General features: G+C 72.7%; 19 protein-coding genes. 6 read left to right on the top strand and 13 right to left on the bottom strand.

Features of this window, described 5'->3' with window-relative positions:
- Window positions 1–68: 68 nt before the first annotated feature.
- Genes AB0C73_RS07845 through AB0C73_RS07830 form a run of 4 tightly spaced genes read right to left on the bottom strand, consistent with a single transcriptional unit; the run spans window position 69 to window position 4,116 of the window.
- Window positions 69–1,352: an FAD-dependent oxidoreductase gene (locus tag AB0C73_RS07845; protein WP_362525931.1), complete on the bottom strand. Its 1,284-nt coding sequence runs from the start codon at window positions 1,350–1,352 to the stop codon at window positions 69–71.
- Window positions 1,353–1,369: 17 nt separating this feature from the next.
- Window positions 1,370–2,128, bottom strand: coding sequence for a maleylpyruvate isomerase family mycothiol-dependent enzyme (locus tag AB0C73_RS07840; RefSeq protein ID WP_362525929.1), 759 nt, complete (start codon window positions 2,126–2,128; stop codon window positions 1,370–1,372).
- Window positions 2,125–2,952 (bottom strand): fumarylacetoacetate hydrolase family protein, encoded by an 828-nt coding sequence (locus AB0C73_RS07835; protein ID WP_362525927.1) that lies wholly within the window; start codon window positions 2,950–2,952, stop codon window positions 2,125–2,127. The genes AB0C73_RS07840 and AB0C73_RS07835 overlap by 4 nt, the downstream gene beginning before the upstream one ends.
- Window positions 2,953–2,955: 3 nt before the next feature.
- Window positions 2,956–4,116 carry a cupin domain-containing protein gene (locus tag AB0C73_RS07830; RefSeq protein WP_362525925.1) on the bottom strand — a complete coding sequence of 387 codons (1,161 nt, stop codon included), beginning with the start codon at window positions 4,114–4,116 and terminating at the stop codon, window positions 2,956–2,958.
- A 148-nt stretch (window positions 4,117–4,264) separates the two neighbouring features.
- Between AB0C73_RS07830 and AB0C73_RS07825 the strand changes: the two genes are divergently transcribed.
- A complete protein-coding gene (locus AB0C73_RS07825) occupies window positions 4,265–5,044 on the top strand; it encodes an IclR family transcriptional regulator (RefSeq protein WP_362525923.1) in 780 nt (259 codons plus the stop codon).
- An 87-nt stretch (window positions 5,045–5,131) separates the two neighbouring features.
- On the opposite strand, the gene AB0C73_RS07820 is transcribed toward AB0C73_RS07825, so the two are convergent.
- Genes AB0C73_RS07820 through AB0C73_RS07810 form a run of 3 tightly spaced genes read right to left on the bottom strand, consistent with a single transcriptional unit; the run spans window position 5,132 to window position 8,509 of the window.
- Window positions 5,132–5,971, bottom strand: coding sequence for an alpha/beta hydrolase (locus tag AB0C73_RS07820; protein WP_362525921.1), 840 nt, complete (start codon window positions 5,969–5,971; stop codon window positions 5,132–5,134).
- 1 nt (window position 5,972) lies between these two features.
- On the bottom strand, window positions 5,973–6,920 hold the full coding sequence (locus tag AB0C73_RS07815; protein WP_362525919.1) for a VOC family protein: 948 nt from the start codon (window positions 6,918–6,920) through the stop codon (window positions 5,973–5,975).
- 35 nt (window positions 6,921–6,955) lie between these two features.
- Window positions 6,956–8,509: a bifunctional 3-(3-hydroxy-phenyl)propionate/3-hydroxycinnamic acid hydroxylase gene (locus AB0C73_RS07810; RefSeq protein WP_362525917.1), complete on the bottom strand. Its 1,554-nt coding sequence runs from the start codon at window positions 8,507–8,509 to the stop codon at window positions 6,956–6,958.
- Between the two features lie 212 nt (window positions 8,510–8,721).
- Here AB0C73_RS07810 and AB0C73_RS07805 point away from each other — a divergent pair, with 212 nt between their 5' ends.
- Complete coding sequence (locus tag AB0C73_RS07805; protein ID WP_362525915.1) at window positions 8,722–9,378, top strand: helix-turn-helix domain-containing protein; 657 nt, start codon at window positions 8,722–8,724, stop codon at window positions 9,376–9,378.
- A 90-nt stretch (window positions 9,379–9,468) separates the two neighbouring features.
- On the opposite strand, the gene AB0C73_RS07800 is transcribed toward AB0C73_RS07805, so the two are convergent.
- From AB0C73_RS07800 to AB0C73_RS07790, 3 genes are read right to left on the bottom strand one after another with little or no spacing between them, the layout of a single operon-like run.
- Window positions 9,469–10,530: an ABC transporter ATP-binding protein gene (locus tag AB0C73_RS07800; protein WP_362525913.1), complete on the bottom strand. Its 1,062-nt coding sequence runs from the start codon at window positions 10,528–10,530 to the stop codon at window positions 9,469–9,471.
- Window positions 10,527–12,119, bottom strand: a complete 1,593-nt coding sequence (locus tag AB0C73_RS07795; RefSeq protein WP_362525911.1) for an iron ABC transporter permease — start codon at window positions 12,117–12,119, stop codon at window positions 10,527–10,529. Before AB0C73_RS07795 ends, AB0C73_RS07800 begins: the two co-directional genes overlap by 4 nt.
- Before the next feature lies 1 nt (window position 12,120).
- A complete protein-coding gene (locus tag AB0C73_RS07790) occupies window positions 12,121–13,140 on the bottom strand; it encodes an iron ABC transporter substrate-binding protein (protein ID WP_362525909.1) in 1,020 nt (339 codons plus the stop codon).
- Between the two features lie 173 nt (window positions 13,141–13,313).
- Here AB0C73_RS07790 and AB0C73_RS07785 point away from each other — a divergent pair, with 173 nt between their 5' ends.
- Together AB0C73_RS07785 and AB0C73_RS07780 are read left to right on the top strand one after the other, a co-directional pair.
- Window positions 13,314–15,986 (top strand): AMP-binding protein, encoded by a 2,673-nt coding sequence (locus AB0C73_RS07785; RefSeq protein ID WP_362525907.1) that lies wholly within the window; start codon window positions 13,314–13,316, stop codon window positions 15,984–15,986.
- The gene (locus tag AB0C73_RS07780; protein ID WP_362525905.1) at window positions 15,983–17,095 is read left to right on the top strand and encodes an NAD(P)-binding domain-containing protein; all 1,113 of its coding nucleotides are present in this window, start codon (window positions 15,983–15,985) and stop codon (window positions 17,093–17,095) included. Before AB0C73_RS07785 ends, AB0C73_RS07780 begins: the two co-directional genes overlap by 4 nt.
- Here the strand turns inward: AB0C73_RS07780 and mltG are convergent.
- On the bottom strand, window positions 17,061–17,933 hold the full coding sequence (gene mltG, locus AB0C73_RS07775; protein ID WP_362525903.1) for an endolytic transglycosylase MltG: 873 nt from the start codon (window positions 17,931–17,933) through the stop codon (window positions 17,061–17,063). The two genes, AB0C73_RS07780 and mltG, sit on opposite strands and share 35 nt — an antisense overlap.
- A gap of 288 nt (window positions 17,934–18,221) precedes the next feature.
- Window positions 18,222–20,057 (bottom strand): ABC transporter ATP-binding protein, encoded by a 1,836-nt coding sequence (locus AB0C73_RS07770; protein ID WP_362525901.1) that lies wholly within the window; start codon window positions 20,055–20,057, stop codon window positions 18,222–18,224.
- A gap of 149 nt (window positions 20,058–20,206) precedes the next feature.
- On the opposite strand from AB0C73_RS07770, the gene AB0C73_RS07765 reads away from it, so the two are divergent.
- Both AB0C73_RS07765 and AB0C73_RS07760 read left to right on the top strand, forming a co-directional pair.
- Window positions 20,207–20,650, top strand: coding sequence for a MarR family transcriptional regulator (locus AB0C73_RS07765; RefSeq protein WP_362525899.1), 444 nt, complete (start codon window positions 20,207–20,209; stop codon window positions 20,648–20,650).
- A 67-nt stretch (window positions 20,651–20,717) separates the two neighbouring features.
- Window positions 20,718–23,642 carry an FAD-binding and (Fe-S)-binding domain-containing protein gene (locus AB0C73_RS07760; RefSeq protein WP_362525897.1) on the top strand — a complete coding sequence of 975 codons (2,925 nt, stop codon included), beginning with the start codon at window positions 20,718–20,720 and terminating at the stop codon, window positions 23,640–23,642.
- A gap of 69 nt (window positions 23,643–23,711) precedes the next feature.
- Here AB0C73_RS07760 and AB0C73_RS07755 read toward each other — a convergent pair whose 3' ends face one another.
- Window positions 23,712–25,334: a peptide-N4-asparagine amidase gene (locus AB0C73_RS07755; RefSeq protein WP_362525895.1), complete on the bottom strand. Its 1,623-nt coding sequence runs from the start codon at window positions 25,332–25,334 to the stop codon at window positions 23,712–23,714.
- Window positions 25,335–25,403 lie beyond the last annotated feature (69 nt).

The raw sequence follows: 25,403 nt of genomic DNA, 5'->3' as shown, positions 1-25,403 counted from the left end.
CCGGACGCGCCTGTGGCCGGACGCGACGCGCAGTGCGTCACACCCGGCCACAGGCGGATCATGGGAGATCAGGCCACCGGTTCCTCGATGACCGCCGAGGAGAGCGGGATCGGCTTGAACATCTCCGGCTCCTCGTCCGGCGTCAGCGCCGTCGGGCCGTACACCCAGTCGGTGAAGGAGTAGTCGTAGGTGTCGCGCGCCCGCATGATCGCGTTGCGCTGCTCCCGCTCCAGCCCGTCGACGTGCCACAGCTTGCCCCAGGCACGGCCGGTGGTCAGGATCCGGCGGCAGTGCTCCACGCGGACGGCCTCGTACGCGGCGAGCGCGCCGTCCCACTCCGGCTCGGCGCCCGCTGGGGCGGCCTCGGCGAGGCGCGCGTAGTGCTTGGCGAGCACCCAGCCGTCCTCGATCGCCATGATCGCGCCCTGCGCCATGTACTGGAGCGGCGGGTGCGCGGCGTCGCCGAGCAGGGCGATCCGGCCGTGCACCCAGGTCTCGATCGGCTCACGGTCGAACATCCGCCACCAGCGGTCCCGCCACATCAGCGGAATGCCCTTGAGGACGGTGTCGCAGCTGCCCTCGAAGGCCGCGTCCAGCTCGTCGGGGGTGCCCCAGTCGTCCTGGCCGGCGATCGCCTTGGGCGACTCGAACACGGCGACCTGGTTGAACATCTCGCCGCCGCGCAGCGCGTACTGCACGAAGTGGCGCTGCGGGCCGACGTAGACGGTGACGTCCTTCTCGGCGACGCCGTTGTCCTTGACCTGCTCGATCGGGACGGCCGCGCGGTAGGCCACGTAGGAGGAGCTGACCGGCTCGTCGCCGATCAGGTCGCGGCGGGCCACCGAGTGCAGTCCGTCGGCCGCGACGACCAGCGGCGCGGACTCGACGCGCCCGTCCTTGAGGCGGACCTGGGCGCCGCCCTCGATGTTCTCGTAGGCGACGACGGTCTGGTTGTTGAGGAGTTCGACCCCGGCCCGCTCGCAGGCGCGCAGGAAGATGCCGTGCAGGTCGCTGCGGTGGATCACCATGTACGGGAAGCCGTACGTGCGCTCCAGGTCGCGCAGGTCGAGCCGGGTGAGCTCGCGGGAGTCGACCGCGTCGCGCATCACCATGTTCTCCGGGACGACGCCCAGCGACTTGGCCTCGTCGAGCAGGCCGTACTCGGCGAGGATGCGGGTGCAGTTCGGGGCGATCTGCAGGCCGGCGCCGACCTCACCGTACTCGGGGGCCTGTTCGAGGACGCGCACCTTCAGGCCCTGGCGGGTCAGGGCGAAGGCGGTGCTGAGGCCGCCGATGCCGCCGCCGACGACGATGACGTCGGGCTGCCCGGCAGGGGTGGTTCCAGTGGTCATGATCGTGTGTGTTCCTCTCAGAGCCAGGCGCCGAGCGCGGGGGCGGGCGAGCCGTCGGCGGCGCGCAGGTCCACGTCGCGTCCGGTGAGGTAAGCGGTGATGTCGGACAGTTCGCCGGTGACCAGGACCGGCTCTCCGTCGCCGGGCAGCTCCCAGCCGGCGCCGATGGCCGCGGCGCGCAGGGTCACGGCCGGACCGGGGGCGGCGGCGCGCTTGGCCACGACGTCGTCGCACAGGGCGATGAGGAAGTCGCCCGGCAGGTCGGCGAAGGAGACGCCGGTCGCCAGGTCGACGGCGTGGACGCAGACCTCGCGGGAGCGCATCCAGGGCAGTTCGGTGGCGGGGACGGTACGGCCCTGGGCGGTGACGACCTCGTGCCGCCACTGCCCGTCGGTGAGCTCGTCCATCCCCGCCTCCAGGGCGTCCGCCGAGCGGCGCAGCCAGGCGGTCAGCTGCGCGGCCGGCAGGGCGCGGCCGCGTTCGATGCCGGCGGCGCGCTCCTCGGGCGAGGCGTACATCGGGGTGGGTTCGCCGGTGGCGGCCCAGTGGACGAGGTGGGACAGGGCCTCGGCGTTGGCGGCGACGTGCGCGGCGACATGGGCGCGGGTCCAGCCGGGCAGGGCGCTGGGCTCGGCGTAACCGGCGTCGTCGAGTCCGGCGACGGCCTCGAAGGTCAGCTCGGCGCCGATCAGGGCCCAGCGGCGGGCGTCGGCGAAGGTGCGGGTGCCGGCGCCGGTGCCGGTGCCGGTGCTGTACGTGCGGGTGCCGTTCGTCATCCTGCGACGACCTTGTTGACGCAGGCACCGAGGCCGGTGATCTCGGTGGACACGGTCTGGCCGGGGAGCAGGAAGACCTTGGGGTCGCGGGCGTTGCCGACGCCGGCCGGGGTGCCGGTGGCGATGATGTCGCCCGGGTTGAGGGTGATGACGGTGGAGATGTACCGCACCAGGAAGACCGGGTCGAACAGGAGCGTGCCGGTGTCGTCCTGCTGCATGACCTGGCCGTCGACGACCGTCCTGACCTGGAGGGCGGGGCGGACGCCGCCGACCTCGTCGGGGGTGACGACGTACGGGCCGACCGGGGTGGACGCCTCCCAGATCTTGCCCTGGGTCCACTCGATGGTGCGGAACTGCCAGTCGCGCACCGAGATGTCGTTCATGACCGTGAAGCCGGCGATGGCGTCGGCGGCCTGCTGCTCGTCGGCGCGGCGCACCTGCTTGCCGATGACGACGGCCAGCTCGACCTCCCAGTCGAAGGCGTCGGTCTCGGCCGGCCTGACGATGTCGTCGCCGGCGCCGATCAGGGTCTCGGCGAACTTCGGGAACAGGGTCGGGTAGCTCGGCAGCTCCCGGCCCATCTCCTTGATGTGGTTGGTGTAGTTGTGCCCGACGCAGACGACCTTGGAGGGGTTCGGGACGACCGGCGCGAAGTCGGCGCCCTCCACCGGGTACGTGGTGCCGGAGGCGGTGGCGGCCGTGGACCGCCAGTCGGCCTGGGCGAACAGCTCGCCCAGGTCGGCGTGACCGAGATCGACGAGGACCTCGCCGTCGAGGCGGACCGCCCGGGTGCCGGCGGCGGTGCGGATGGTGGCGAGCTTCATGGGTCAGGCGTCCTTCTGGGTGCGGTTGAGCTTGAGCGCCTCGAACACGGGCGCGTCGGAGAAGCGGAAGAGGTCGAGGGCGCCGGAGTCGGAGTCGGACGCGCCGGCCTCGGAGCGGGCGGAGAACGGGGCCCAGGACGGGACGACGAACATGTCGCCGCGGCCGACGGTCCAGGACTTCTCGCCGACGGTCACCACGCCGGAGCCGTCGAAGACCTGGTAGACGGAGGAGCCGGTCTCGCGCACCGGCGCGCTCTCGGCGCCGCGGGCGAGGCGGTGGAACTCGGCGCGGATGGTCGGCAGGACGTCGCCGCCGTCGTGCGGGTTGGCGTAGCGCACCGCGGCGTGGCCGGGCTCGACGGTGCCGCCGAAGCCCTCCTTCTCCAGGAGCAGCTGGTCGCGCAGCGCGGCGTCGGTGTACTCCCACTTGTAGGAGAGCAGCGGGCTGCCGGGGGCGGTGGGGGCGACGGACAGCGGGCGCAGGCCGGGGTGGCCCCAGAGGCGCTCGGAGCGCGAGCGCTCGGGGGTGATCCGCTCGGCGTCGGTGATCTCGTCGCGGCCGAACTCGAAGAACTGGGTCTCGGTGAGGTACTGGAAGGGGATGTCCAGTCCGTCGATCCAGGCCATCGGCTCGGAGGTGGCGTTGTGGTGGGCGTGCCAGTTCCAGCCGGCCTGCGGGAGGAAGTCGCCGCGGTTCATCGGGACCGGGTCGCCGCCGACGACCGTCCACACGCCCGAGCCCTCGACGATGAAGCGGAAGGCGTGCTGGGTGTGGCGGTGCTCGGGGGCGTCCTCGCCGGGCATCAGGTACTGGATGGCCGCCCACAGCGTCGGGGTGGCGAACGGGCGCCCGCCGAGCGAGGGGTTGGCCAGGGCGATGGCGCGGCGTTCGCCGCCGCGGCCGACGGGGACGAGCTCGCCGGCCCGGTCGGCCAGCTCGCGCAGCCGCTTCCAGCGCCAGAGGTGCGGGGTGGCGTGCGAGTGCGGGTGGGCTGGCATCAGGTCGCCGATCTCGGTCCACAGCGGGACGAGCAGCTCGTTCTCGAAGCCCCGGTACAGCTCTTCGAGTGCCGGGGTGACCTCGGGCTGGCCCTGCGCGGCGACGGCCTGCAGCCGCACCGGGGAGCCGGAGGCGATGTCATGGGCGAGGGTGGAGTCAGTCACAGGCTCAGCGTGCGCTGTTTCTCTCTGAAGAACATGTACATTCTGCACAGCAGAACAACATGCAGAGCAGGACAAACACCAGAACAATCACGGAACGGCCGGAGAACGGCCGGACGGACGGTCCCGCCGCCGAGCCCGGGAGCACGCCATGGACAAGCCGCTCAAGACCCCGCCGCCGTACCCCATCGCCAGCGTCGACCACGCGCTGCGGGCCGCGACGATCCTCCAGCTGGAGGGCCCCGCGAGTGTGTCGCAGCTCGCCGAACGCCTCGGCGTCGCCAGGTCGACGGCGCACCGGATCCTCGCGATGCTGGTCTACCGGGACTTCGCCGTGCAGGGCGAGGACCGCGTCTACCGCGCGGGCCCGGTGCTCGAACTCGCCTCGCACTCCCAGTCCCTGGTCTCCCGCCTTCGCACCGCCGCGCTCCCCCATCTGAAGCGGGTCGTCGACCTGCTCGACGAGACGACGAACCTGATCGTGCGCACCGGGGACACGGTGCGGTTCATCGCCAGCGTCGAGTGCCGGCAGGCCCTGCGGGTCGGCTCCCGCGAGGGCATGGTGTTCCCCGCCCACCGCACCACGGCGGGGCTGCTGCTGCTCGCCGACCTCTCCGACGAGGATCTCGACGAGGTGTACGCCGCCGAGCGCTACCGGGAGCGCCCCGCCGACCGCCCGGATCCCGACCGGCTGCGGGCGGAGCTGCGGCGCCTGCGGCGCAACGGCTTCGCCGTCAACCGGGGGCGCTCGGAACGCGGTCTGGTCGCCGTCGGCGTGCCGGTGCGCGACCGGGACGGCGCCGCGCTCGCGGGTCTGTCGGTGTCGCTGCCGAGCGTGCGCTACGACCCGCACCGGCTGCGGTCCCTGGTCGCGACCCTGGAGGCGGCGGCGCACGCGCTTGAGCAGGATCTGGGCGAGGACGGCGCCTGACGCAGGGCCGTGACATGGGGAAGGGCCTGTACGACTCCGCCCGGGGGTGGCGCAGTCGTACAGGCCCTGCTCGGGATCCGTCGCTCGTCAGTTGTTGGCGACGAAGTCGGTGACGAGCCGGTTGAACTCGTCGGCGTGCTCCAACTGGGCCCAGTGGCCACAGCGGTTGATGATGTGGGCGCGCGAATGGGGGATCGCGGCGTTGAGCATCATCGAGCCCTCCATGGTGGCGACGCGGTCGTCGCGGCCGTGGATGAGCAGGGTCGGTGCGGTGATGTCGCCGAGCCGGGACTGGTCGACCCAGATCGGGATGGGCGCGAAGGGGATCTTCTTCGCGACGTTCTCGAGGTGCTCGGGGTGCTTCAGGGCGTTGGCGGAACGCTCACGCATCAGCTCGGGGCCGGCGAACCTCTCCTTGTCGAAGACCATGATCTCGACGAGCCGCTCGAACATCTCCGGGCTGGGGTTCTGGTAGGTCCCGTACATGATCTTGATGCCCTCACTGGGGCCGCCCGCGCCGAACAGGAAGGGTTTGGGCTGGATCGGCGGGCCCATGGTGATCAGGTGCGAGATCCGCTCGGGGTGCTCGACGGTGAAGCGGATGGAGTTGTGGCCGCCCATCGAGTTTCCGACGATGGCCGCCTTGTCGATGCCGAGCGCGTCGAAGAGCTCGACGAGGACCTCGACGTGGTCGATGGTGTCGAAGTCGACCGCGTCGGAGTCGCCCCAGCCGGGCATGTCGGGCGCGATGACGCGGAAGTGCCGGGCGAGCGCCTCGATGTTGGGCTGGTAGTTGCTCCAGCCGGTGGCGCCCGGGCCGCCGCCGTGCAGCAGCACGACGGGGTGGCCCTCGCCGGCCTCGTAGTAGTGGATCTTCCAGCGCGGCGTCTGGACGTCCTTGCCGATCACGCTCGGGTCGAGTGCCACGTCAGTGTCCGATCTTCGAGTTCGCGGCACCGGCGGCGAGCATCTCCGCCACCGGGCCTGCGGGCATGTGACCCCAGCTGTTCAGCTTGTCGAGGGTCCTGACCTCCCAGGTCGCGTCGTCGATGAGGATGCCTCCCCATCCGTACTCGACGTTGAACCCCGAGGGCGTCTCGACGTAGAAGCTGAACATCTGGTCGTTGGGGTGCATGCCCAGGGTCATGTGGAAGGGCTGGTGGGCCGCGAGGCAGCGGTCCCAGGCCAGGCCGACGTCACGGATGTCGTCGACCTCGACCATGAAGTGGTGGGTGCACCTGGGGAAGGGCATGTCGCCGAGCGCGATGCTGTGGTGGCGGGGGTTGCAGTGCAGGAAGATCAGGTCGGCGAAGACGCCCGGAGCGAGCTCCTCGACGATGATGTCGCTGACCTTGAACCCGAGCAGGTCGACGTAGAAGCCGAGGTAGGTCTCGCGGGACACCCCGGGCGTCAGCAGGACCTGGTGGCCCGCGCCGCCCGCGCCGGTCTTGAACCGGCCGAGCAGCGAGGCGGATGCGAACGGCGTGGCGGCGTCGGCCAGGCCGTGAACCAGCTCGACGCGGTTGCCCATCGGGTCGGCGGTGACGAAGATCCGCTCCACCCTGCGGGCGGCGGCGAGCGCCGCGTCGCCCTCGGCGACCTCGACACCGGCCGCGCGCAGCTTCTCGACCAGCGCGTCGAGCGCCTCCGCGCCCCCGACCTCGTAACCGCTGGCCACCAGGTCGTCGGCCGGGCCCTCGGTGATCACCCAGCGGTGGGCCTTCTCGTCGGTACGCAGTGTGAAGCCGCTCTCGGTCTTCTCACCGAGCTGCATGCCGAGCAGGTCCACGCCGAAGCGCTCCCAGTCGGCGAGGCCGCTCACCTCGTAGACGACGTACCCGAGTTCCTTGACACCGGATTCCTTGACACCGGACAAGACTCTCTCCTTCTTCTCGGTGGGCTGGAGCCCGGTCAGACGGTGGGGGCGGTGGGGACGGCGAGGCCGTGGACGTCGTCGGCGGCGACGAACCTGTCCGGGCGGACGGCGATCACGCGGGCGCCGTAGCGCTGCATCCACGGGAGGATCACCTCGTCGAGGTCGACCAGTTCCTCCGGCCCCTGGGTGTAGGCGGTCTTCGGGCGCACGGCGCGGTAGTGGGCGCCGAGCGCGTCCCAGCCGGCCTTCTCCTCCGCGGACAGCAGGGTCGCGGGGTCGACGTCGTCGCCGAGCAGCACGAAGTGCGCGCCCAGGTGTTCGTCGAGACGGGCCATCCGGCCGGCGGTGTCGCCGGTGACCGGCTGCGGGACCATGCGGCCGATGACGCTCGCGTCGCCGGTCTCGCCGCGGAGCCAGCCCGCCTCGAGGACCGGCGGGCGGTTGAGCGGCGCCTCGTACGGGGTGACGGTGCGCTCCGGCACCGCGTTCATCGCGGCCCGCTCCTCCTCGGTGGCCTCCTGCTTGATGACCCGGCCGAGGCCGACCGCGAGGTCGGTGAAGAACTGGACGTTGGGGCGCCGCTCCGCCTCGTAGGTGTCCAGCCAGCTCTCGGGCAGCTCGCCCCTGATCACCTTGGCCAGCTTCCAGGCCAGGTTGTGGGCGTCGCGCATACCGCTCTGCATGCCGGCGCCGGCCCACGGCGGCATCAGGTGCGCCGCGTCGCCGGCCAGGAACACCCGGTCCTTGCGCCAGGTGTCGCACATCCGGACATGGTGCTGGTAGAAGGCGTGCTGGTGGATCTCGACGTCGTCCTCGGTGACGCCGAGCGCCCTGAGCAGCGGCCACACCTCGGCGCTCGTCGGGTAGTCCGCCGGGGTCTCGTCGGGCTTGAGCGGGATCTCCCAGCGGTGGTTGCCCGCGGACAGGGCGATGTCGACGACCGGGCGCTCCTTGTCGGACCAGAAGGTCAGGAAGTCGCGGTCCGGCCACCAGCGCTTGACGTGGCAGTCGATGACCACCCAGGTGAAGTCGTGGGTGTCGCCCTGGAGCGTGCAGCCGATCCGGCTGCGGGTGGCGCTGCTGCCGCCGTCGGCGCCGATCGCGTACCGGACGCGGGTGGTGCGGCTCGTCCCGTCGGCGTCCGAGGTGATCGTGACGCCGTCGGCGTCCTGCTCGATGCCGGTGACCTCGTCGCCGTAGTGGACGGTGACCAGGTCGCCGTACAGGTCCTGGCCGGCCGCACGGATCTGGGCCTCCATGGTCGGCTGGTAGATGTTGTAGAACCGCGCCTCGCGGCCGAGGGACGACGGCGGGTGCTCGATCCGCATGATCTCTTCGCGGTCGTACGTCATCCAGCGCAGGGCGCGCTGGGGATCGATCACCTTCTCGACCCGCTCGTCGATGCCGAGATCCTGGAGGATCCGCATCGTCCAGTCGTTGACGGTCACGGCACGTGCCCGGGGGTAGATGTCCCGGTCCCGCTCGAAGGCGACGGCGGAGATGCCGTATCGGGCGAGGGTGAGCGCGGCGATCACACCGGTCGGGCCGTAGCCGACGATGGCGACATCCGCGTCGAAGTTCTTGGTCATGCGCTGGCTCCGTTGCTCAGGCTCGAACGCAGAGAGGAAGAATTCCTGGACAAGTTTTGGACCGATCGGTCGGTACATTCCGAAGGTAACAGCGCCCCTCCGCAAGCCGTCAAGAGTTTCGCGACGGTGAATTCCCGGCACCCGTTCTCAGCGCGTGACGGCGATCAACCCTGGTGAGGACGCCCGTACCGGCGTCGCCTAGACTCCGGAAGGTGGAGACGATCGAGACGCCCGCGCCGGAGGCACGCACCAACCGCCGCGGCCGCCGGTCACGGCAGGAGATCCTTGACGCGGCCGCCCGCGTGATGTCCGTACGCGGTTACGCCGGTACGTCGATGTCGGCGCTCGCCAAGGAGACCGGGCTGCCGAAGAGCGCCTTCTACCACCACTTCGAATCCAAGGCGGGACTGCTCTCGGCCGTCATGGAGCAGGGCGCCCACGCCTTCTTCGCCGCCATGCGCGAGGCGCACCGCAACCCGCCGGCGGACGGCACCCCGCGCGAGCGCCTCCGCTGGTACCTGCGCCGGACCGGCGACGTCATGGAGAACGGCGAGGAGTTCCTGCGCCTGCTGCTCGTCCTGGTGATGAGCCGCGAGGCGGCCGAGGCCCCCGAGGCCCTGCAGACCGTGATCGCGGTCCGCGACGAGGGCCGCGCCTACATGGCCCACATGATCCGCTCGTCCTTCCAGGACGCCGGCGAGGAGACCGCCGACCGGATCGCGGAGGCCCTCGCGCCCTTCGGAATGGCCGGCTACGACGGCGCGTTCGTCGCCCTCCAGTCCGACGGCGGCGGGGCGGTCTCGGCCTGGATGGACCAACTCGCCGACGCGCTCGCGGCGTTGGGCGAGGGAATCGCCGCCGCGGGCTGACGGGCCGGCGGTTCCGGTTCTGAGCGCGCTCTCCCGCTGCTGTGAGCCCCCGTGACGCTCCCGGCGCACATCAGCCGCGAACCGCTCCCCTCACGCCGGAACCGGGTGCACCGTCGCCGCCCCCGTGAGGGTGATGCCGACCTTGCGGCCGAGGCCGACCTCCAGGGGGCTCGGGGTGCGGATGTCGATCGGCTGGTCGAGGCCCTCGACGGCCACCGTGACCAGGGCGTCGTGGCCGAAGAATCGGATGTCGGTCACGACGCCGCCGGCGTCCGCCGACTCCGGGTCGGCGAGCCGGAGTTGCTCGGGGCGGAGGACCACGACGCCGTCGCGCACGCCCGCCGGGACGGCGGCGAGCGGGACCCGGCCGAGGCGGGTCGTGGCCATGCCCTGGTCCACGGTGCCGGGCAGCACGACCGCGTCGCCCACGAAGGAGGCGAGCCACGGGTCCGCCGGCCGGTGGTAGAGCTCCTCGGGCGTGGCGCACTGGGCGACCCGGCCCTCGCGGAGCACGGCGACCAGGTCGGCGGTGGACAGGGCCTCCTGCTGGTCGTGGGTGACGAGCAGGGCGGTCGCGCCGCTCTCGCGGAGCACACCGCGCACCTCGGCCCGGACCGCCCCGCGCAGCGCGCTGTCGAGCGCGCTGAACGGCTCGTCGAGCAGCACGAGATGGGGTTCGGGGGCGAGTGCCCTGGCGAGGGCCACGCGCTGCTGCTGGCCGCCGGACAGTTCGTGCGGCATGCGGTCGCCGTAGCCGGCGAGGCCGACCAGGTCCAGCATGTCCGCCACGCGGGCGCGCCGGGCCGCCCGGTCCCGGCCGGTGAGGCCGAAGGCGATGTTGCGGGCCACGCTGAGGTGCGGGAAGAGGGCGCCTTCCTGCGGGACGATGCCGATGCGGCGGCGCTCGGGCGGCAGGTGCGTCCCGGGGCCGCCGAGCAGCCGGCCGGCGACGGTCACGCTGCCGGCGTCGGCCTTCAGGAAGCCGGCGATCACCCGGAGCAGCGTGGTCTTGCCGCAGCCGGACGGGCCGAGCACGGCGGCCAGGGAGCCGCCGGGGACCGTGAGGTCGAGCCCGTCGAGGACCGGTGCGCCCGGCCCGTACGCCTTGACGACCCCGCTGACCTGAAGCTCGTTCGTACCACTGTCTGTCATGTGCGGTGCCTTCCGAGGAGGTACGAGGGGACCGCGGCAAGCAGGATGAGCGCGGCCGCGTAGGGCGCGGCCGCCGCGAACGATCCGCTGCCGGTCTCCGTCCAGAGCCGGGTCGCGAGGGTGTCCATGCCGGTGGGGCGCAGGAGCAGGGTCGCGGGGAGTTCCTTCATGCAGACCACGAAGGTGAGGGCCGCCCCGGCGGCGATGCCGGGCGCGGCGAGCGGCACGGTGACCTCGCGCAGGACGCCGAACGGGCCGCGGCCGAGCGAGCGGGCCACGTCGTCGAGGACGGGCGGCGCCTGGAGCACGGCGGCCCGGGTGGCGCCCACCGCGACGGGCAGGAAGAGCACCGCGTACGCGCAAAGCAGCAGCGGGGTCTCCTGGTAGAGCGGGCGGGCGTAGCGCACGGCGAAGAAGACGAGCGCGAGCGCGACGGTGATGCCGGGCACGGCGTGGCCCGCGTAGGTGGCCTGCTCGAGGAGGCCGGCGAGGCGCCCGCGGTGGCGGGCGGCGATGACGCCGACGGGCAGGGCGAGCAGGGCGGTGAGCGCGGCTCCCCCGGCGGCGACGCCGAGCGTGGTGAGCGCCGTGCTCGTCAGGGTGGCCGGGTCCCAGGTGGCGGAGGAGCCGACGGCCAGCCAGTAGCCGAGGGTGGCGAGCGGGAAGCCGACCGCCGCCGCGACGACCGTCCCGCACCAGGCGAGGGCGAGCGGCCGCAGCCGGCCGAGGGCGGCGGGAACGGCCTTGCGCGCGGTGCCCGTTCCGGTACGGGCGTAGCCGCCGCGGCCGCGCGTGCGGGTCTCGGCGGTGACGAGCAGCACGGTCATGACGACGAGCACGGCACTGAGCGCGGCGGCCGGGGTGCGGTCGAAGCTGGCCCGGTACGAGGTGTAGATGCCGCGGGTGAAGGTGTCGTACCGCATGAGCGAGACGGCGCCGAAGTCGGAGAGCACGTACAGCGCGACGAGCAGTCCGCCGCCCGCCGCGGCGGGGCGCAGCTGGGGCAGGGTGACGCGCAGGAAGGTGCGCAGCGGGCCGTGTCCGAGGGAGCGGGCGACCTCCTCGTGCCCGGGGTCGGTGCCGCGCAGCGCGGCGGCGACCGGGAGGTACACGTAGGGGAAGCTCGCCAGGGTCAGCGCGAGCGCCGAGCCGGTGAAGCCGGCGACGGAGGGCGCGGCGGAGAGCCAAGCGAACGCGGTGACGTAACTGGGCACCGCGAGCGGCAGGGTGACGAGGACGGACCAGGCGCGGGCGCCGGGCAGCGCGGTGCGCACGGTCAGCCAGGCGAGGGAGACGCCGATGAGCAGGGAGGCGGTGACGACCACGGCGGTGAGGCCGAGGCTGCGCAGCAGGAGTTCGCCGGTGCGGGAGTCGGCGACGACGTCCCAGGCGTAGGCGGGGCCGCGTTCGAGGGCGCGGACGCCGAGGTAGCCGAGCGGCAGCACGGCGAGGGCGGCGGCGAGCACGGCGGGGACGATCAGGATCCAAGGCGGGCGGCCGACGGCGCGCGCCCGCCCGGCGGGTGCCTGGGCACCCGCCGGGCGGGGGTCGCGACGGGCCGGGGCGGAGGGCTCCGGTGCGGCGGTCATGTCAGACCAGTCCGACGTCCTGGAGCATGGCCAGGGTCTGCTTGAGGGAGTCGAGCCGGCCGAGGTCGATCTTCGGCGGCTGGAGGGTCTCCAGGGGCGGCACGCCCTCGGCGGCCTTCACGCCGCCGGCCAGCGGGTACTCCTTGGTCTCCTGGGCGAAGTAGGTCTGGGCCTCGGCGGAGAGGAGGTAGTCGACGGCCTTGCGCGCGAGGGCTGCCTGCTTGTCGTCCGCGCCCTTGAGGACGCCGGCGCCGGCGACGTTGACCAGGCCGCCGGGGTCGCCCGCGGGCAGGTAGTGGATCTTGGCCTTGAGCTTGTCCGCGCCCTTCTCGGCGGCCTGCTCGTACCAGTAGTAGTGGTTGATCAGGCCGAGCGGGACCTCGCCCTTGTCGACGGCCTCCAGGACCTTGAGGTTGTTGTCGTAGGTCTTGGGCTCGTTGGCCTTCAGGCCCTTGAGCCAGGTGCGGGTGGCGTCGTCGCCCTCCAGGACCCGCATGCCGGTGACGAAGGCCTGGAAGGAGGCGTTGGTCGGGACGAAGCCGATCTTGCCCTTCCACTCGGGCTTCACCAGCTCGTGGACGCTGTCCGGGGGCGTGGGCACCTGGGCGGGGTCGTACGCGAGGACGCGGACGCGGCCGCTGACGCCGGCCCAGTCGCCCGCGGAGCTGCGGTAGGCGGGGGCGACCTTGTCGAGGGTGGTCTGCGGGAGCGGGGCGAGGCGCTTCTCCTTGGAGAGCGCGCCGAGGGCCCCGGCGTCCTGGGAGAGGAAGAGCCCGGCCTCGGTCTTGTCGCCCTCTTCGAGGAGCTGGGCGGAGAGTTCGGCGCTGTCGCCGTAGCGGACCTCGACGCTGGCGCCGAGGTGCTTCTCCAGCTTCTCGATGAGCGGCTTCACGAGGTTCTCGTTGCGGCCCGAGTAGATGACGAGGTCGGCGGGCTCGTCACTGCCGCAGGCGGAGAGCAGGGGGCCGAGCAGAGCGGCCGCGGCGAGCGCGGTGAGGGTGCGGGCCAAGGGGCGGCGCATGGGGTGGTGCCTTCCTGCCTTCGCCCTTTCGAGCGAACCTGTGAATACCGCATTGATAAGGTAAACCTAACCTAATGGTCAAGTCAGGCTTCGATAACGGCGGGGTCGCGAACCGGCATCCGGAATCAGACCCTCCCCTTTTCGATTAGGGAAGGCTTACCTACTATGCGCCCGTGACACTCCTCCCCGCCCCGCCCGTCAGCCCGCCCGTCGACCCGCCCGTCGAAGGCCACGCCCTCCCGCTCGCCCGCGATCTCGCGCTGCACGGCGACCGCACCGCCGTCGTGACCTCCGACGGCGAGCTGTCGTTCCGTGCCCTGGCCGGCCGGGTCGAGGACGCGGCACGGCGGCTCGGCACGCAGCGGCGGCTCGTCCTGCTGCCCGGCGCCAACAGCCTCGGGGCGCTCGTCGTCCACCTGGCCGCGCTCTCGGCCGGCCATGTCGTCCTGCTCGTGCCCGGCGACCACCCGGAGGCCGTGGCCGCGCTCACCGCCGCGTACGACCCCGATGTCGTCGTCCACCCCGAGGCGGGCGAGGAGTGGCGGATCGAGGAGCGGCGCCCCGGCTCCGCCCACACCCTCCACCCCGAACTCGCGCTGCTGCTCAGCACCTCGGGCTCCACCGGCTCCCCCAAGCTGGTCCGGCTCTCGTACGAGAACCTGCAGGCCAACGCCGAGTCGATCGCCGGCTACCTCGGCATCCGCGACACCGACCGCGCCGTGACCACCCTGCCGATGCACTACTGCTACGGCCTGTCCGTGATCCACAGCCATCTGCTGCGCGGCGCCGGGGTCGTCCTGACCGGCCTCTCGGTGGCGGACGCCTGCTTCTGGGAGCTCTTCCGGACGGCCGGCGGCACCGCGCTCGCCGGCGTCCCGTACACCTTCGACCTCCTCGACCGGGTCGGCTTCGCCGACATGGACCTCCCCCGCCTGCGGTACGTCACGCAGGCCGGCGGCCGGCTCGCGCCCGAGCGGGTCAAGCGCTACGCCGAGCTCGGACAGCGGCGCGGCTGGGACCTGTTCGTCATGTACGGCCAGACCGAGGCGACCGCGCGCATGGCGTATCTGCCACCCGAGCTGGCCGCCGAGCACCCGTCGGCGATCGGCATACCGGTCCCGGGCGGCTCCTTCCAGCTTGAGCCGGTCGAGGAGGCGTCCGGGGAGACAGCTGGGGCCGACGGCGTCGGCGAACTCGTCTACACGGGCCCGAACGTGATGCTCGGATACGCCCGCACCCCCGGCGACCTCGCCCTCGGCCGTACGGTCGACGCCCTGCGCACCGGCGACCTCGCCCGGCGCACCGAGAGCGGCCTGTACGAGATCACCGGCCGGCGCAGCCGCTTCCTCAAGATCCTCGGCCTGCGCGTCGACCCCCAGCAGATCGAGGCGCTGCTCGGGCGGTACGGCCTCGACGCGCTGTGCGCGGGCGACGACGAGAGGCTCGTCCTCGCCGTCGTCCGCAGGCCGGGCTGGGACCGGCGGCGGATCCGCAGGCGTGTGGTGGACGAGTGCGGTCTGCCGGCGGGGGCCGTCGACGTCCACGTGCTGCCCGAACTCCCCCGGCTCGTCACCGGCAAGCCCGACTACCCGGCCGTCCGCGCCCTGGCCGCCGCGGCCGGGCCTTCCGTCCCCCGCCCCGGCGCGGAACCGGACGACCTGTGCGCGCTCTACGCCCGGATCCTGGACCGGACGGACGTGACGCCGGACAGCTCCTTCGTCTCCCTCGGCGGCGACTCCCTGTCGTACGTCGAGATGTCCCTCCACCTCGAACAACGCCTGGGCCGGCTGCCGCTCCACTGGCACACGGCCACCCTCCGCGAACTTCGCGAACTGGAGGAACACCGGCCGCCGGAGGAGCCCGAGGGCGAGGGCCCGGCCGCCGCCCGCCGGCCGCGGCGCCGGAGCGTGGAGACCAGCGTCGTGCTGCGCGCGGTGGCCATCGTGTGCGTGGTCGGCTCGCACATCCGCCTCTTCGAACTGCGGGGCGGCGCCCATCTGCTGCTCGCCGTCGCCGGGTTCAACTTCGCCCGCTTCCTGCTCGCCTCGCCCGCGCGCCGCGAGCGGACCCGACGCTCGGCCCGCAGCATCGCCCGGATCGCCGTCCCCACCATGGCCTGGACCGCCTTCGCGCTCCTCGTCAGCGACGACTACGACCTGTCCAACGTGCTCCTGCTGCACAACGCGCTGTGGCCCGAGGACATGGGGTCCGGGATCCATCTCTGGTTCGTCGAGGCCCTCGTCTACATCCTGCTCGCCCTGACCGCACTGCTCGCCGTCCCCGCGGTCCACCGCCTGGAACGCCGCTTCCCCTACGGCCTTCCCCTGGCCCTCGTCGGCATCGGCCTGCTCACCCGCTACGAACTCGTGGGCCTGCCGGCCCGCGCCCAGATCACCGACGCGGTCACCGTCTTCTGGCTCTTCGCCCTCGGCTGGGCCGCCGCCCGCGCCCGCACCGTCCCCCACCGCCTCCTGGTCACGGCCATCGCCCTGACCACCGTCCCCGGCTTCTTCCCGGGCGAGCCGCGCCGGGAGCTCTTCGTCATGGCGGGCTTCTGCCTCCTCGTCTGGTTCCCCACCCTCCCGAGCCTCCACCGCGTCAACCAGGCCGCAGGCCTGCTCGCGGGCGCGTCCCTCTCCATCTACCTGACCCACTGGCAGATCTACCCGCTCGTCGACGACTTCTCGAAGCACCTGGCCCTGGCGGCCTCCCTGGCCTTTGGCATCGCCTACGGCGCCGCCGTCACCCGGCTCGGCCGACGCGTATCGGCGCTGCGCGGCTCGGCGCGCCTCGGCGGCAGGGGCCCGGGAAGATCCCGGCCCCGTGCGCGGTTTGTAGAACCGTGAACGATTTCGAGGTGTACGAGACACCGGGGCGTGCGGGGCGCGAGGTCGACGTGGTGGTGGTCGGGGCCGGGCAGGCGGGGCTTTCGGCGGGGTACCACCTGCGGACCGGGTTCGAGCCCGACCGGGACTTCGTCGTGCTCGACCACTCCCCGCGGCCGGGCGGTGCCTGGCAGTTCCGGTGGCCCTCGCTCACGTACGGCAAGGTGCACGGGATGCACGCGCTGCCCGGGATGGAGCTGACCGGGGCGGACCCGGCGCGGCCGTCGTCCGAGGTGATCGGGGAGTACTTCTCGTCGTACGAGGAGGCCTTCGGTCTGCGGGTGCACCGGCCGGTGGACGTCAGCGCGGTCCGCGAGGGCGAGGGCGGGCGGCTGCTCGTGGAGACCTCGGAGGGGACGTACGCCACCCGGGCGCTGATCAACGCGACCGGCACCTGGGACCGGCCCTTCTGGCCCCGCTACCCCGGGCAGGAGACCTTCCGCGGGCGGCAGCTGCACACCGCGCGGTACCCGGGTCCTGAGGCCTTCGCCGGGCAGCGGGTGATCGTGGTCGGCGGCGGGGCCTCCGGGACCCAGCACCTGATGGAGATCGCCGACGTCGCCGCCGCGACCACCTGGGTGACCCGGCGCGAGCCGGTCTTCCGCGAGGGGCCGTTCGGCGAGGTCGAGGGCCGGGCCGCGGTGGCGCTCGTGGAGGAGCGGGTACGGCAGGGACTGCCGCCGCGCAGCGTCGTCTCGGTCACCGGGCTTCCGCTCAACGACGCGATCCGCGCCGCGCGGGCGCGCGGCATCCTGGACCAGCAGCCGATGTTCGACCGGATCACCCCGACCGGGGTGGCCTGGGACGACGGGCGGACGGTGGACGCGGACGTGATCCTCTGGGCGACCGGCTTCCGGGCCGTGATCGACCACCTCGCCCCGCTGCGGCTGCGCGAGCCGGGCGGCGGGATCCGGGTCGAGAGGACCCGGGCGGTCCGTGACCCGCGGATCCACCTCGTCGGTTACGGTCCCTCCGCGTCCACCGTCGGCGCCAACCGGGCCGGCCGGGCCGCGGTCGCCGAGATCCGGCGGCTGCTCAGGAACGCCCCGCAGCCCGTCGCTGCTCGTTGAAGTCGGCGACGTTCGCCTGGTGTTCGGCGTAGCTGCCGGTGAACCGGGTGTCGCCGTGGCGCACGGTCACGAAGTACAGCCAGTCGCCGTCCGCCGGGGACACGGCCGCGCCCATGGCCTGCTCGCCCGGGTTGCCGATGGGTGACGGCGGCAGGCCCCGGCGCTCGTAGGTGTTGTACGGGCTGTCGATGCGGGTGTCCCGGTGGCTGGTGTCCACGGTGTCCCGCCCGAGGGCGTAGTTGATGGTGGAGTCCATCTGCAGCGGCATGTTCTGGGCGAGCCGGTTGTAGACGACCCGGGCCACCTTCCCCATGTCGCCGGGGGTGTCGGCCTCGGCCTGGACGATGCTGGCGACGATGACCAGCTGGTGGACGCTCAGGCCGTGGCGTCGGGCACCGTCCGCGATGCTCGGGGCACCGAAGCGCCTGGTGGCGGTGTCGACCATGTAGCGCAGCAGGCCCTCGGCGGTGGTGGCCTTGTCGACCGGATAGGTCGCAGGGAAGAGATAACCCTCGGGATTGCCGGCGGCCGCGGCCGGCAGGGCGAGCTTGGTGGCGGGGGCCTGGGCGGTCTTGCGGGCGGTGCCCTGGGGGAGACCGAGGGAGCGGTCGACGGCCGCGTACACCTCACCGTCGCGCCAGCCCTCGGGGATGAGCAGGGTGCGCTGCTTCGCGGGGACGGGGCGGGGCGCGGGGTCGCCGCCGGTGAACAGCAGGAGCGGCACGGTGATGGCCGCGGCGACGGCGAACAGGCCGCCGAGCAGCAGGACGAGCTTCCCGCGCCGGGTGAGCCGGGTGCGGCGGCGACGGGGGTCGGGCTGCCAGGTCCGGTACGTCATGGGCGCACGCTAACCCGCTCCGCACCCGAATCCGGGGACCCCGCACACGCGGCAGCGCCGCCGGTCCCTGGGACGGGGGCCGGCGGCGCCGCTCTCCTGCTACGGGTCAGACGAGCCAGCCCAGGAAGTGGAGGACGCCGGCGAGCAGGTTGGTGATCACGTTCATGGTGGTGCTTCTCCTCGTACAGAGCTTTCTGTGGGACTGCGCAGTCGCGGTCTGCAGCCCGTCGCTTGCGCACAGTAAGCATCCGACGCCGTACGGGAGTTGAGCAACCGAATCCGGGACGATCACACGTTCCGGGGAACAACCGCTCCCACGTTCGTGTGTTCGTCGCGCCGCACCAGGGCCGCGTACCGCCCGTCCAGGGCGATCAGCTCCTCGTGGGTGCCGCGCTCGGCGATGCGGCCGGCCTCCAGGACGACGATCTGGTCGGCGTCGCGGACGGTGGAGAGGCGGTGGGCGATGGTGATGGTGGTGCGGCCGGCCGAGAGTGCGTCGATGGCCTGCTGGACGGCGTGTTCGGTACGGGTGTCGAGCGCGCTGGTCGCCTCGTCGAGGATCAGCACCGGCGGGTCGCGCAGGATGGTGCGGGCGATGGCCAGACGCTGCTTCTCGCCGCCGGAGAAGCGGTAGCCGCGCTCGCCGACCAGGGTGTCGTAGCCGTCGGGCAGCGAGGAGATGTGGTCGTGGATCTGGGCCGCGCGGGCGGCGGCCACGATCTCCTCGTCGGTGGCGTCGGGCTTGGCGAAGCGCAGGTTGTCCGCGACGGAGGCGTGGAAGAGGTACGTCTCCTGGGAGACCACGCCGACGGCCCGGGCGAGGGTGTCGAAGTCGAGGTCGCGCACATCGACCCCGTCGAGGGTGACCCGGCCGTCGGTCACGTCGTAGAGCCGGGGCACGAGGTAGCTGAGGGTGGACTTGCCGGAGCCGGTGGGGCCGACCACGGCGAGGCTGCCGCCCGCCGGGACGGTCAGGTCGATCGCGTCGAGGGTGGGGCGGCCCTCGCCCTCGGGCTCGTAACGGAAGGTGGCCTTCTCGAAGGCGACCTCGCCGGAGACCCCGGCCAGGCGCACGGGCTCGTCGGGTTCGGTGATCTCGACCGGCAGGTCGAGGTACTCGAAGATGCGCTGGAAGAGGGCGAGCGAGGTCTGCATCTGCACGCCGGTGGACAGCAGGCTCACGGTGGGCCGGAAGAGACCCTGCTGGAGCGAGACGAAGGCGACCAGGGTGCCGAGCGAGATCGTGGGGCCGCCGACCTGGAGGGCGAGACCGGCCGCCCAGTAGAGCAGGGCGGGCATGGCGGCCATGACGATGCCTATGGTGGACATGCGCCAGCGGCCCGCCATGGAGGAGCGCACTTCGAGGTCGACCAGGCGCTCGGACTCCTCGGCGAAGGACTTCGTCAGCGAGTCGGCGCGGCCCATGGTGCGGCCGAGCAGGATGCCGCTGACGGACAGCGACTCGGTGACGGTGGCCGCCATGGCGGCCATCTGCTTCTGGCGCCGGGTGGTGATCCGCTTGCGCTCGCGGCCGACCCGGCGGCTGATCCAGACGAAGACCGGGAGCAGCAGCAGCGAGACCAGGGTGAGCCGCCAGTCGAGCGCGAGCATGGCGACGACGCTGGCGACGACGGCGGTGAGGTTGGAGACCAGGGAGGTCGCGGTCGAGGTGACCGTGGCCTGCATGCCGCCGATGTCGTTGGCGATGCGGGACTGCACCTCGCCGGTGCGGGTGCGGGTGAAGAAGGCCAGCGGCATGCGCTGGAGCTGGGCGTAGACGGCGGTGCGCAGGTCGTGCATGACGCGCTGGCCGACGGTGGTGGAGATCAGGGTCTGGAGCACGCCGAAGACCCCGGAGGTCACGGCGGTGAGGATCATGCCGAGGGCGAGCAGGCTGAGGAGCCCGGTGCGGCCCTGCGGAATGGCGGTGTCGAGGATCTCCCGGAGCAGGAAGGGCGAGGCGACCGAGACCAGCGACGAGGCGGCCACGAGCAGGCCGACCACGGCGAGGCGGCCCCGGTAGGGGTGGAAGAGCCGGAGGATGCGCCGCAGCTGGGCGGGCTCCTTGGGCTGCTTCGGATCACGGGCGGGGGGCGTCCAGGTGGACTCGTCGTGCGGATGCATGGGCTCCTACGAGGGGTTCGGGCCAAGGGCGTGCCGTGTGGATCGAGGGCGGGACGGATGAGCGGGGCAGGGGTCTGCGACGGTTCTTTCGGAGCATAGTTCATTGTTACCTATGCTCACAATGCACATGGTCCTGATATTGTTCCCCCATGAGCACCCCCGATCCCGACGGCCTCCTCGCCGAGCAGCTGCTGCGTCTCACCCGCCGGCTGCACCGCCTCCACAAGCGGTATCTGGAGCCGGGCGGGATCACTCCGGCGCAGTTCCGGCTGCTGCGGACGGTCGCGCACTACGAGGAGCCGCCGCGGATGGCCGACCTCGCGGCCCGGCTCGAAGTGGTCCCGCGCGCGGTGACGAGTCTGGTGGACGCCCTGGAGGCCTCGGGGCGGGTGCGCCGGGTGCCCGATCCGACCAACCGCCGGGTGATACGCATCGAGCTCACCGACGCCGGCCGCGACACGCTGAAGGAGCTGCGCAGCGCGCGCCGCGCGGCCGCGGAGGACATCCTTGCCCCACTGACCGTCGAACAGCGCGAGGTGCTCGGAGGTCTGCTGTCCGCCCTGGTCGACCCCGACCCGGAGCGCGTCTGCTGAGACCGGGGCGGCCGGGCTCGGGGCAGCCGGGACCCCGGGCGCCGCGCGCCGGAGGGGAGCGCTGGCCATGCCCGTACGGGAACCGAACCCGCAGACCCTGCGAGCCGGCATGAAGCGGCGGGCGGCGCCCGACCGGGTGCCGGACCTCCAGGCCCGGGGCACCCAGAAGCATCTGCGCGAGGAACTGATCGCCGTCCTCGGCCCCGGGAAGGTGCTGTCGAAGATCTCCGACCTGGTGCGGTACGCCTCCGACGCCAGCCCCTACCGCTTCGTGCCGCAGGTCGTGGTGGTCGCCGAGGACATCGACGACGTGTCGGCCGTCCTGTCGTACGCGCACGGCAAGGGCCGCGAGGTGGTGTTCCGGGCCGCCGGGACCAGCCTCAACGGGCAGGCGCAGGGCGAGGACATCCTGGTCGACGTGCGCCGGCACTGGACGGGCGTGGAGGTCCTGGACGGCGGCGCCAGGGTCCGGATCCGGCCGGGGACCACGGTCGCGCGGGCCAACGCGGCGCTCGCGCCGTACGGCCGGGTGCTCGGCCCCGACCCGGCGAGCGCCCTCGCCTGCACGATCGGCGGCGTCGTCGCCAACAACGCCTCGGGCATGACCGCGGGCACCACCCGCAACTCCTACCGGACGCTCGCCTCCCTCACCTTCGTGCTGCCGAGCGGCACCGTCGTCGACACCGCCGACCCGGCGGCCGACGAGGAGCTCGCCCGGGCCGAGCCGCGGCTGTGCGCCGGACTCATGGCGCTGAAGGCGGAGATCGAGGCGGACACGGAGCTGACCGCCCGGATCCGCGCCAAGTACGCGATCAAGAACACCAACGGCTACCGGCTCGACGCCTTCCTCGACGGCGCCACCCCGGTGCAGATCCTGCGCGGTCTGATGGTGGGATCCGAGGGCACCTTCGGCTTCATCTCCGAGACCGTCTTCGACACGGTGCCGCTCGACCGGAAGGTGTCGACGGCGCTCCTCTTCTTCCCCTCGCTGCCGGCGGCCGCGGCCGCCGTGCCCCGCTTCACCGGGGCGGGCGCGCTCGCCGTGGAGCTCATGGACGGCAACACCCTGCGCGCCTCGGTGAGCGTGCCCGAGGTGCCGGCCGACTGGGCGGAGCTGCCGAAGGAGACGGCGGCGCTGCTCGTGGAGTTCCGGGCGCCGGACGAGGCCGCGCAGCGGGCGTACGAGGAGGCGGCCGCCGGGGTCCTGGCGGACCTCGAACCGGTCGCGCCGGTGGCGTCCGTGGACAACGCCTTCACGCGCGACCCGGGCACGATCGGCGGCTACTGGAGGGCCCGCAGGGCCTTCGTGACGGCGGTCGGCGGCTCCCGCCCGTCCGGTACGACCCTGATCACCGAGGACTTCGCGGTGCCGCCGGACCGGCTCGCCGAGGCCTGCGCGGAACTCCTGGACCTCCAGGCCCGGCACGGCTTCGACGCCGCCGTGGCCGGGCACGCGGCACACGGCAATCTGCACTTCCTGCTCGCCTTCGACGCCGCCGACCCGGCCGACGTCGAGCGGTACGCGGCGTTCATGGGCGACTTCTGCAAGCTGACCGTGGAGCGCTTCGACGGTTCACTGAAGGCCGAGCACGCCACCGGCCGCAACATCGCGCCGTTCCTGGAGCTGGAGTGGGGGGCCAGGGCGACCGAGCTGATGTGGCGGACGAAGGAGGTCATCGACCCGGACGGGGTGCTCGCGCCGCGGATCGTCCTGGACCGCGACCCGCAGGCCCATCTGCGCGGGCTGAAGACGATCCCCACCGTGGAGGCGGTGGCCGACCCGTGCATCGAGTGCGGCTTCTGCGAACCCACCTGCCCCAGCCAGGATCTGACCACCACACCCCGCCAACGGATCGTGCTGCGCCGGGAGATGATGCGGCAGGCCGACGGATCACCTGTCGAGACCGCCCTGCTGGAGGCGTACGGGTACGACGCCGTCGACACCTGCGCGGGCGACTCCACCTGCGCCCTCGCCTGCCCGGTCGGCATCGACACCGGCGCGATGATGAAGGCGTTCCGGCACGAGCGGCACTCGCCGCGCGAGGAGCGGGTCGCGGCGCTCGCCGCGAAGAACTTCCGGGCCGTGGAGGCCTCGGCGCGGCTCGCGGTGGCCACGGCGGCGCGGATGGGCGACGGGCTCCTGGAGTCGGTGACCGGCCTCGCACGCACGGCGGTACGGCCGGACCTGATGCCGGCGTGGCTGCCGGAGATCCCCGGGGCGGCCGGCCGTCGGCTGCCGCGCACCCACCGGCCGGCGGCGGTCGCCGTCTACTACCCGGCCTGTGTGAACCGCGTCTTCGGAAATCCGGAGGGACTTGACGGACTGTCACTGCCCGGGGCGATGGTGGCGCTGTCGGCCCGGGCGGGGCGGCCGGTGTGGATCCCGGACGACGTGGCCGGCACCTGCTGCGCCACCATCTGGCACTCCAAGGGCTATGAGCGCGGCAACGAGGTGATGGCCAACCGGATCGTGGAGGCGGCCTGGGGCTGGACCGCGGGCGGCCGGCTGCCACTGGTGGTCGACGCCTCCTCCTGCACCCTGGGCATCGCCCGCGAGGTCGTGCCGTATCTCACCGACGAGAACCGGGAGTTGCACGCCGAGCTCACGGTCCTGGACTCGCTGGTGTGGGCGGCCGACGAGCTGCTGCCGCGCCTCGACGTGCGCCACCGTGTCGGCTCGGCCGTGGTCCACCCGACCTGTTCCATGCGGCATCTGGGCGACGAGGAGAAGCTGACGGCACTCGCCGCGGCCTGCGCCGAGGAGGTCGTGGTCCCGGTCGACGCGGGCTGCTGCGCCTTCGCCGGGGACCGCGGCATGCTGCACCCGGAGCTGACCGCCTCGGCCACCGCCCGCGAGGCGGTGGAGGTCACCGCCCGCCCCTTCGACGTCCACCTCTCGGCCAACCGGATGTGCGAGGTCGGCATGGACCGGGCCACCGGGCGCGCCTACCACTCGGCGCTGATCGCCCTGGAGCGCGCGACCCGCCCGTGACCGGAGACCGCGCCCGGACCCGCACCGACAGGGCGGCGCCCCATGGGTGGGGTCCGGGCGCGGGGAGCCTCAGCAGCGCCGCAGGTCCTCGACCAGGGCGCCCTGGGCGGTCTTCAGGGAGCGGTCGTAGCAGCCGTCCGAGCCGACGCGCCGGTAGCGCTCGGCGCTGGTGCCGATCGCGTGGCGCTCCTCGCGCGGGACGCCGAGGGTGAAGGAGGCGTCGCCGGTGTAGGTGTCGTCGAGCCGCGACCAGGACAGGCGCTCGCCGCCCCGGACGACCTCGGTGGCGGCCCGGTCGCCGATGGTGAGGACCGTCCGCAGCCGGTTGCCGTCGTCGACGGTGATCTCACCGTCCATCGTGTACACGCGGTGGGTGCGGGTCGCGGTGCGCCCGACGGTCACGGTCTCGTCGTCGGTCCAGGACGCGGTGAGCGCGTCCGGGTTCTCGTCGGCACCGCCCCAGCGGTGCGTCGAGCGGTGGTCGACGGTGCGGGTGACGGTGGTGGAGACACGCCCGTGCGAGGTGTTCAGGTGGCCCGCCACGGTGAGCGTGTGCCCGCCGGCGGTCTCCAGGACGTCCGGCGAACCGGGCGTGTACACCGTGGAGTTGCGCGGGACTCCCGCCTCGTGCCGGTCGAGGGCGCCGGTGACGACCGTACTGCCCTCGTCCTGCCAGAGCAGTACGTTGGCGGGCACGCTCCAGCCGCTCTGCCCGGCGGGGACGCCGGCCACGGACACCTCGACGCGGTGGGCCCGCCCGTCGTTGAGCACGGCCGCGAAGGGCGTGAGGTCGTAGACGACCGGCTGCACGTCGAAGGCGCGCGGCGCGGGGGTCACGTACCAGAGGAAGGGATTGGACCAGCCGCCGGTCCAGACGTGTGGGAAGGGCGCGGCGATGCCGGCGAGCTGTCCGTCGACGCTGATCCGCACCTCGCGGTACGGGCCGTCGGCGGCCTTGCAGGAGTAGGGCGCCGCGTCGGGGACGGTGAGGTACCAGAACTCCTCGCAGCCGCCGCCCGATCCGGTCGCGTACACCTCGGCGAGGATGCGTTCGGTGTTGCGCGGGGTGGTGAGAGTGGCGTCGGTGAGCGGCAGCACCCGGTCGGGGGTGCCGGCGGCGGGCTTCACCTTGCCCTGGGCGGTGTGGAAGGTGAGGGTGACGCGGACGTCGATGACGCCGGTGTACGTCTCGTTGACGACGTTGCCGATGAGCATCTCGACGGGCTGCGGACGGGTGAGGACGTCGCGGTAGCGGGTGACGTCCTTCTCGACCGTCCAGGCGATGCCGTCGGGCGAGGGCTCGGGGGTGGAGGTGCGGAGGATCTCGACCCCGCCGACGCCGAGGTGCCCGAGGCGGTCGTACTGACGCCCCTTCACCTTGCCTTCGAGGCGCAGCACCACCTTGTTCCAGCGGGTGCCGCACTCCCTGGGCGGGGTGTAACTCCCCTGGTACGGCGTGAAGTCGCGGAACTGGGCCTCGGCCAGGGTGACTTCGCAGGAGCGGGTGCCGGGGGTGCCGACCGGGGGCGCCGCGGTGACCGGGTCGTGCCAGTCGGTGGTGAACTCGGCCGGCGGGGTCTCCGCGGCCGGCGCCGGGGCCTCGTCCGCGTGCGCGGAGGCGGGTCCGGAGAGCAGCAGTCCGGCGGCGAGGGTGAGGCCGCCGATCATGCTCATGATCTTCCGTTGTCTCATGGGTCGTGAGTGAAGCGCGGGCCGGGTGACGCGCGCCAGAGGGCATGGGACCGGCTTGGCGCGATCTGT

The organism is Streptomyces sp. NPDC048623 (genome assembly GCF_040650755.1).
Lineage (GTDB): Bacteria > Actinomycetota > Actinomycetes > Streptomycetales > Streptomycetaceae > Streptomyces.
This window is presented reverse-complemented; position numbering and strand designations above follow the sequence as displayed.

What these genes read in the sequence shown, in the direction of transcription:
- AB0C73_RS07845 (WP_362525931.1), bottom strand. Translation starts at nt 1,352, where the DNA reads ATGACCACTGGAACCACCCCTGCCGGGCAGCCCGACGTCATCGTCGTC.
- AB0C73_RS07840 (WP_362525929.1), bottom strand. Translation starts at nt 2,128, where the DNA reads ATGACGAACGGCACCCGCACGTACAGCACCGGCACCGGCACCGGCGCC.
- AB0C73_RS07835 (WP_362525927.1), bottom strand. Translation starts at nt 2,952, where the DNA reads ATGAAGCTCGCCACCATCCGCACCGCCGCCGGCACCCGGGCGGTCCGC.
- AB0C73_RS07825 (WP_362525923.1), top strand. Translation starts at nt 4,265, where the DNA reads ATGGACAAGCCGCTCAAGACCCCGCCGCCGTACCCCATCGCCAGCGTC.
- AB0C73_RS07810 (WP_362525917.1), bottom strand. Translation starts at nt 8,509, where the DNA reads ATGACCAAGAACTTCGACGCGGATGTCGCCATCGTCGGCTACGGCCCG.
- AB0C73_RS07800 (WP_362525913.1), bottom strand. Translation starts at nt 10,530, where the DNA reads ATGACAGACAGTGGTACGAACGAGCTTCAGGTCAGCGGGGTCGTCAAG.
- AB0C73_RS07795 (WP_362525911.1), bottom strand. Translation starts at nt 12,119, where the DNA reads ATGACCGCCGCACCGGAGCCCTCCGCCCCGGCCCGTCGCGACCCCCGC.
- AB0C73_RS07790 (WP_362525909.1), bottom strand. Translation starts at nt 13,140, where the DNA reads ATGCGCCGCCCCTTGGCCCGCACCCTCACCGCGCTCGCCGCGGCCGCT.
- mltG (WP_362525903.1), bottom strand. Translation starts at nt 17,933, where the DNA reads ATGACGTACCGGACCTGGCAGCCCGACCCCCGTCGCCGCCGCACCCGG.
- AB0C73_RS07770 (WP_362525901.1), bottom strand. Translation starts at nt 20,057, where the DNA reads ATGCATCCGCACGACGAGTCCACCTGGACGCCCCCCGCCCGTGATCCG.
- AB0C73_RS07765 (WP_362525899.1), top strand. Translation starts at nt 20,207, where the DNA reads ATGAGCACCCCCGATCCCGACGGCCTCCTCGCCGAGCAGCTGCTGCGT.
- AB0C73_RS07760 (WP_362525897.1), top strand. Translation starts at nt 20,718, where the DNA reads ATGCCCGTACGGGAACCGAACCCGCAGACCCTGCGAGCCGGCATGAAG.
- AB0C73_RS07755 (WP_362525895.1), bottom strand. Translation starts at nt 25,334, where the DNA reads ATGAGACAACGGAAGATCATGAGCATGATCGGCGGCCTCACCCTCGCC.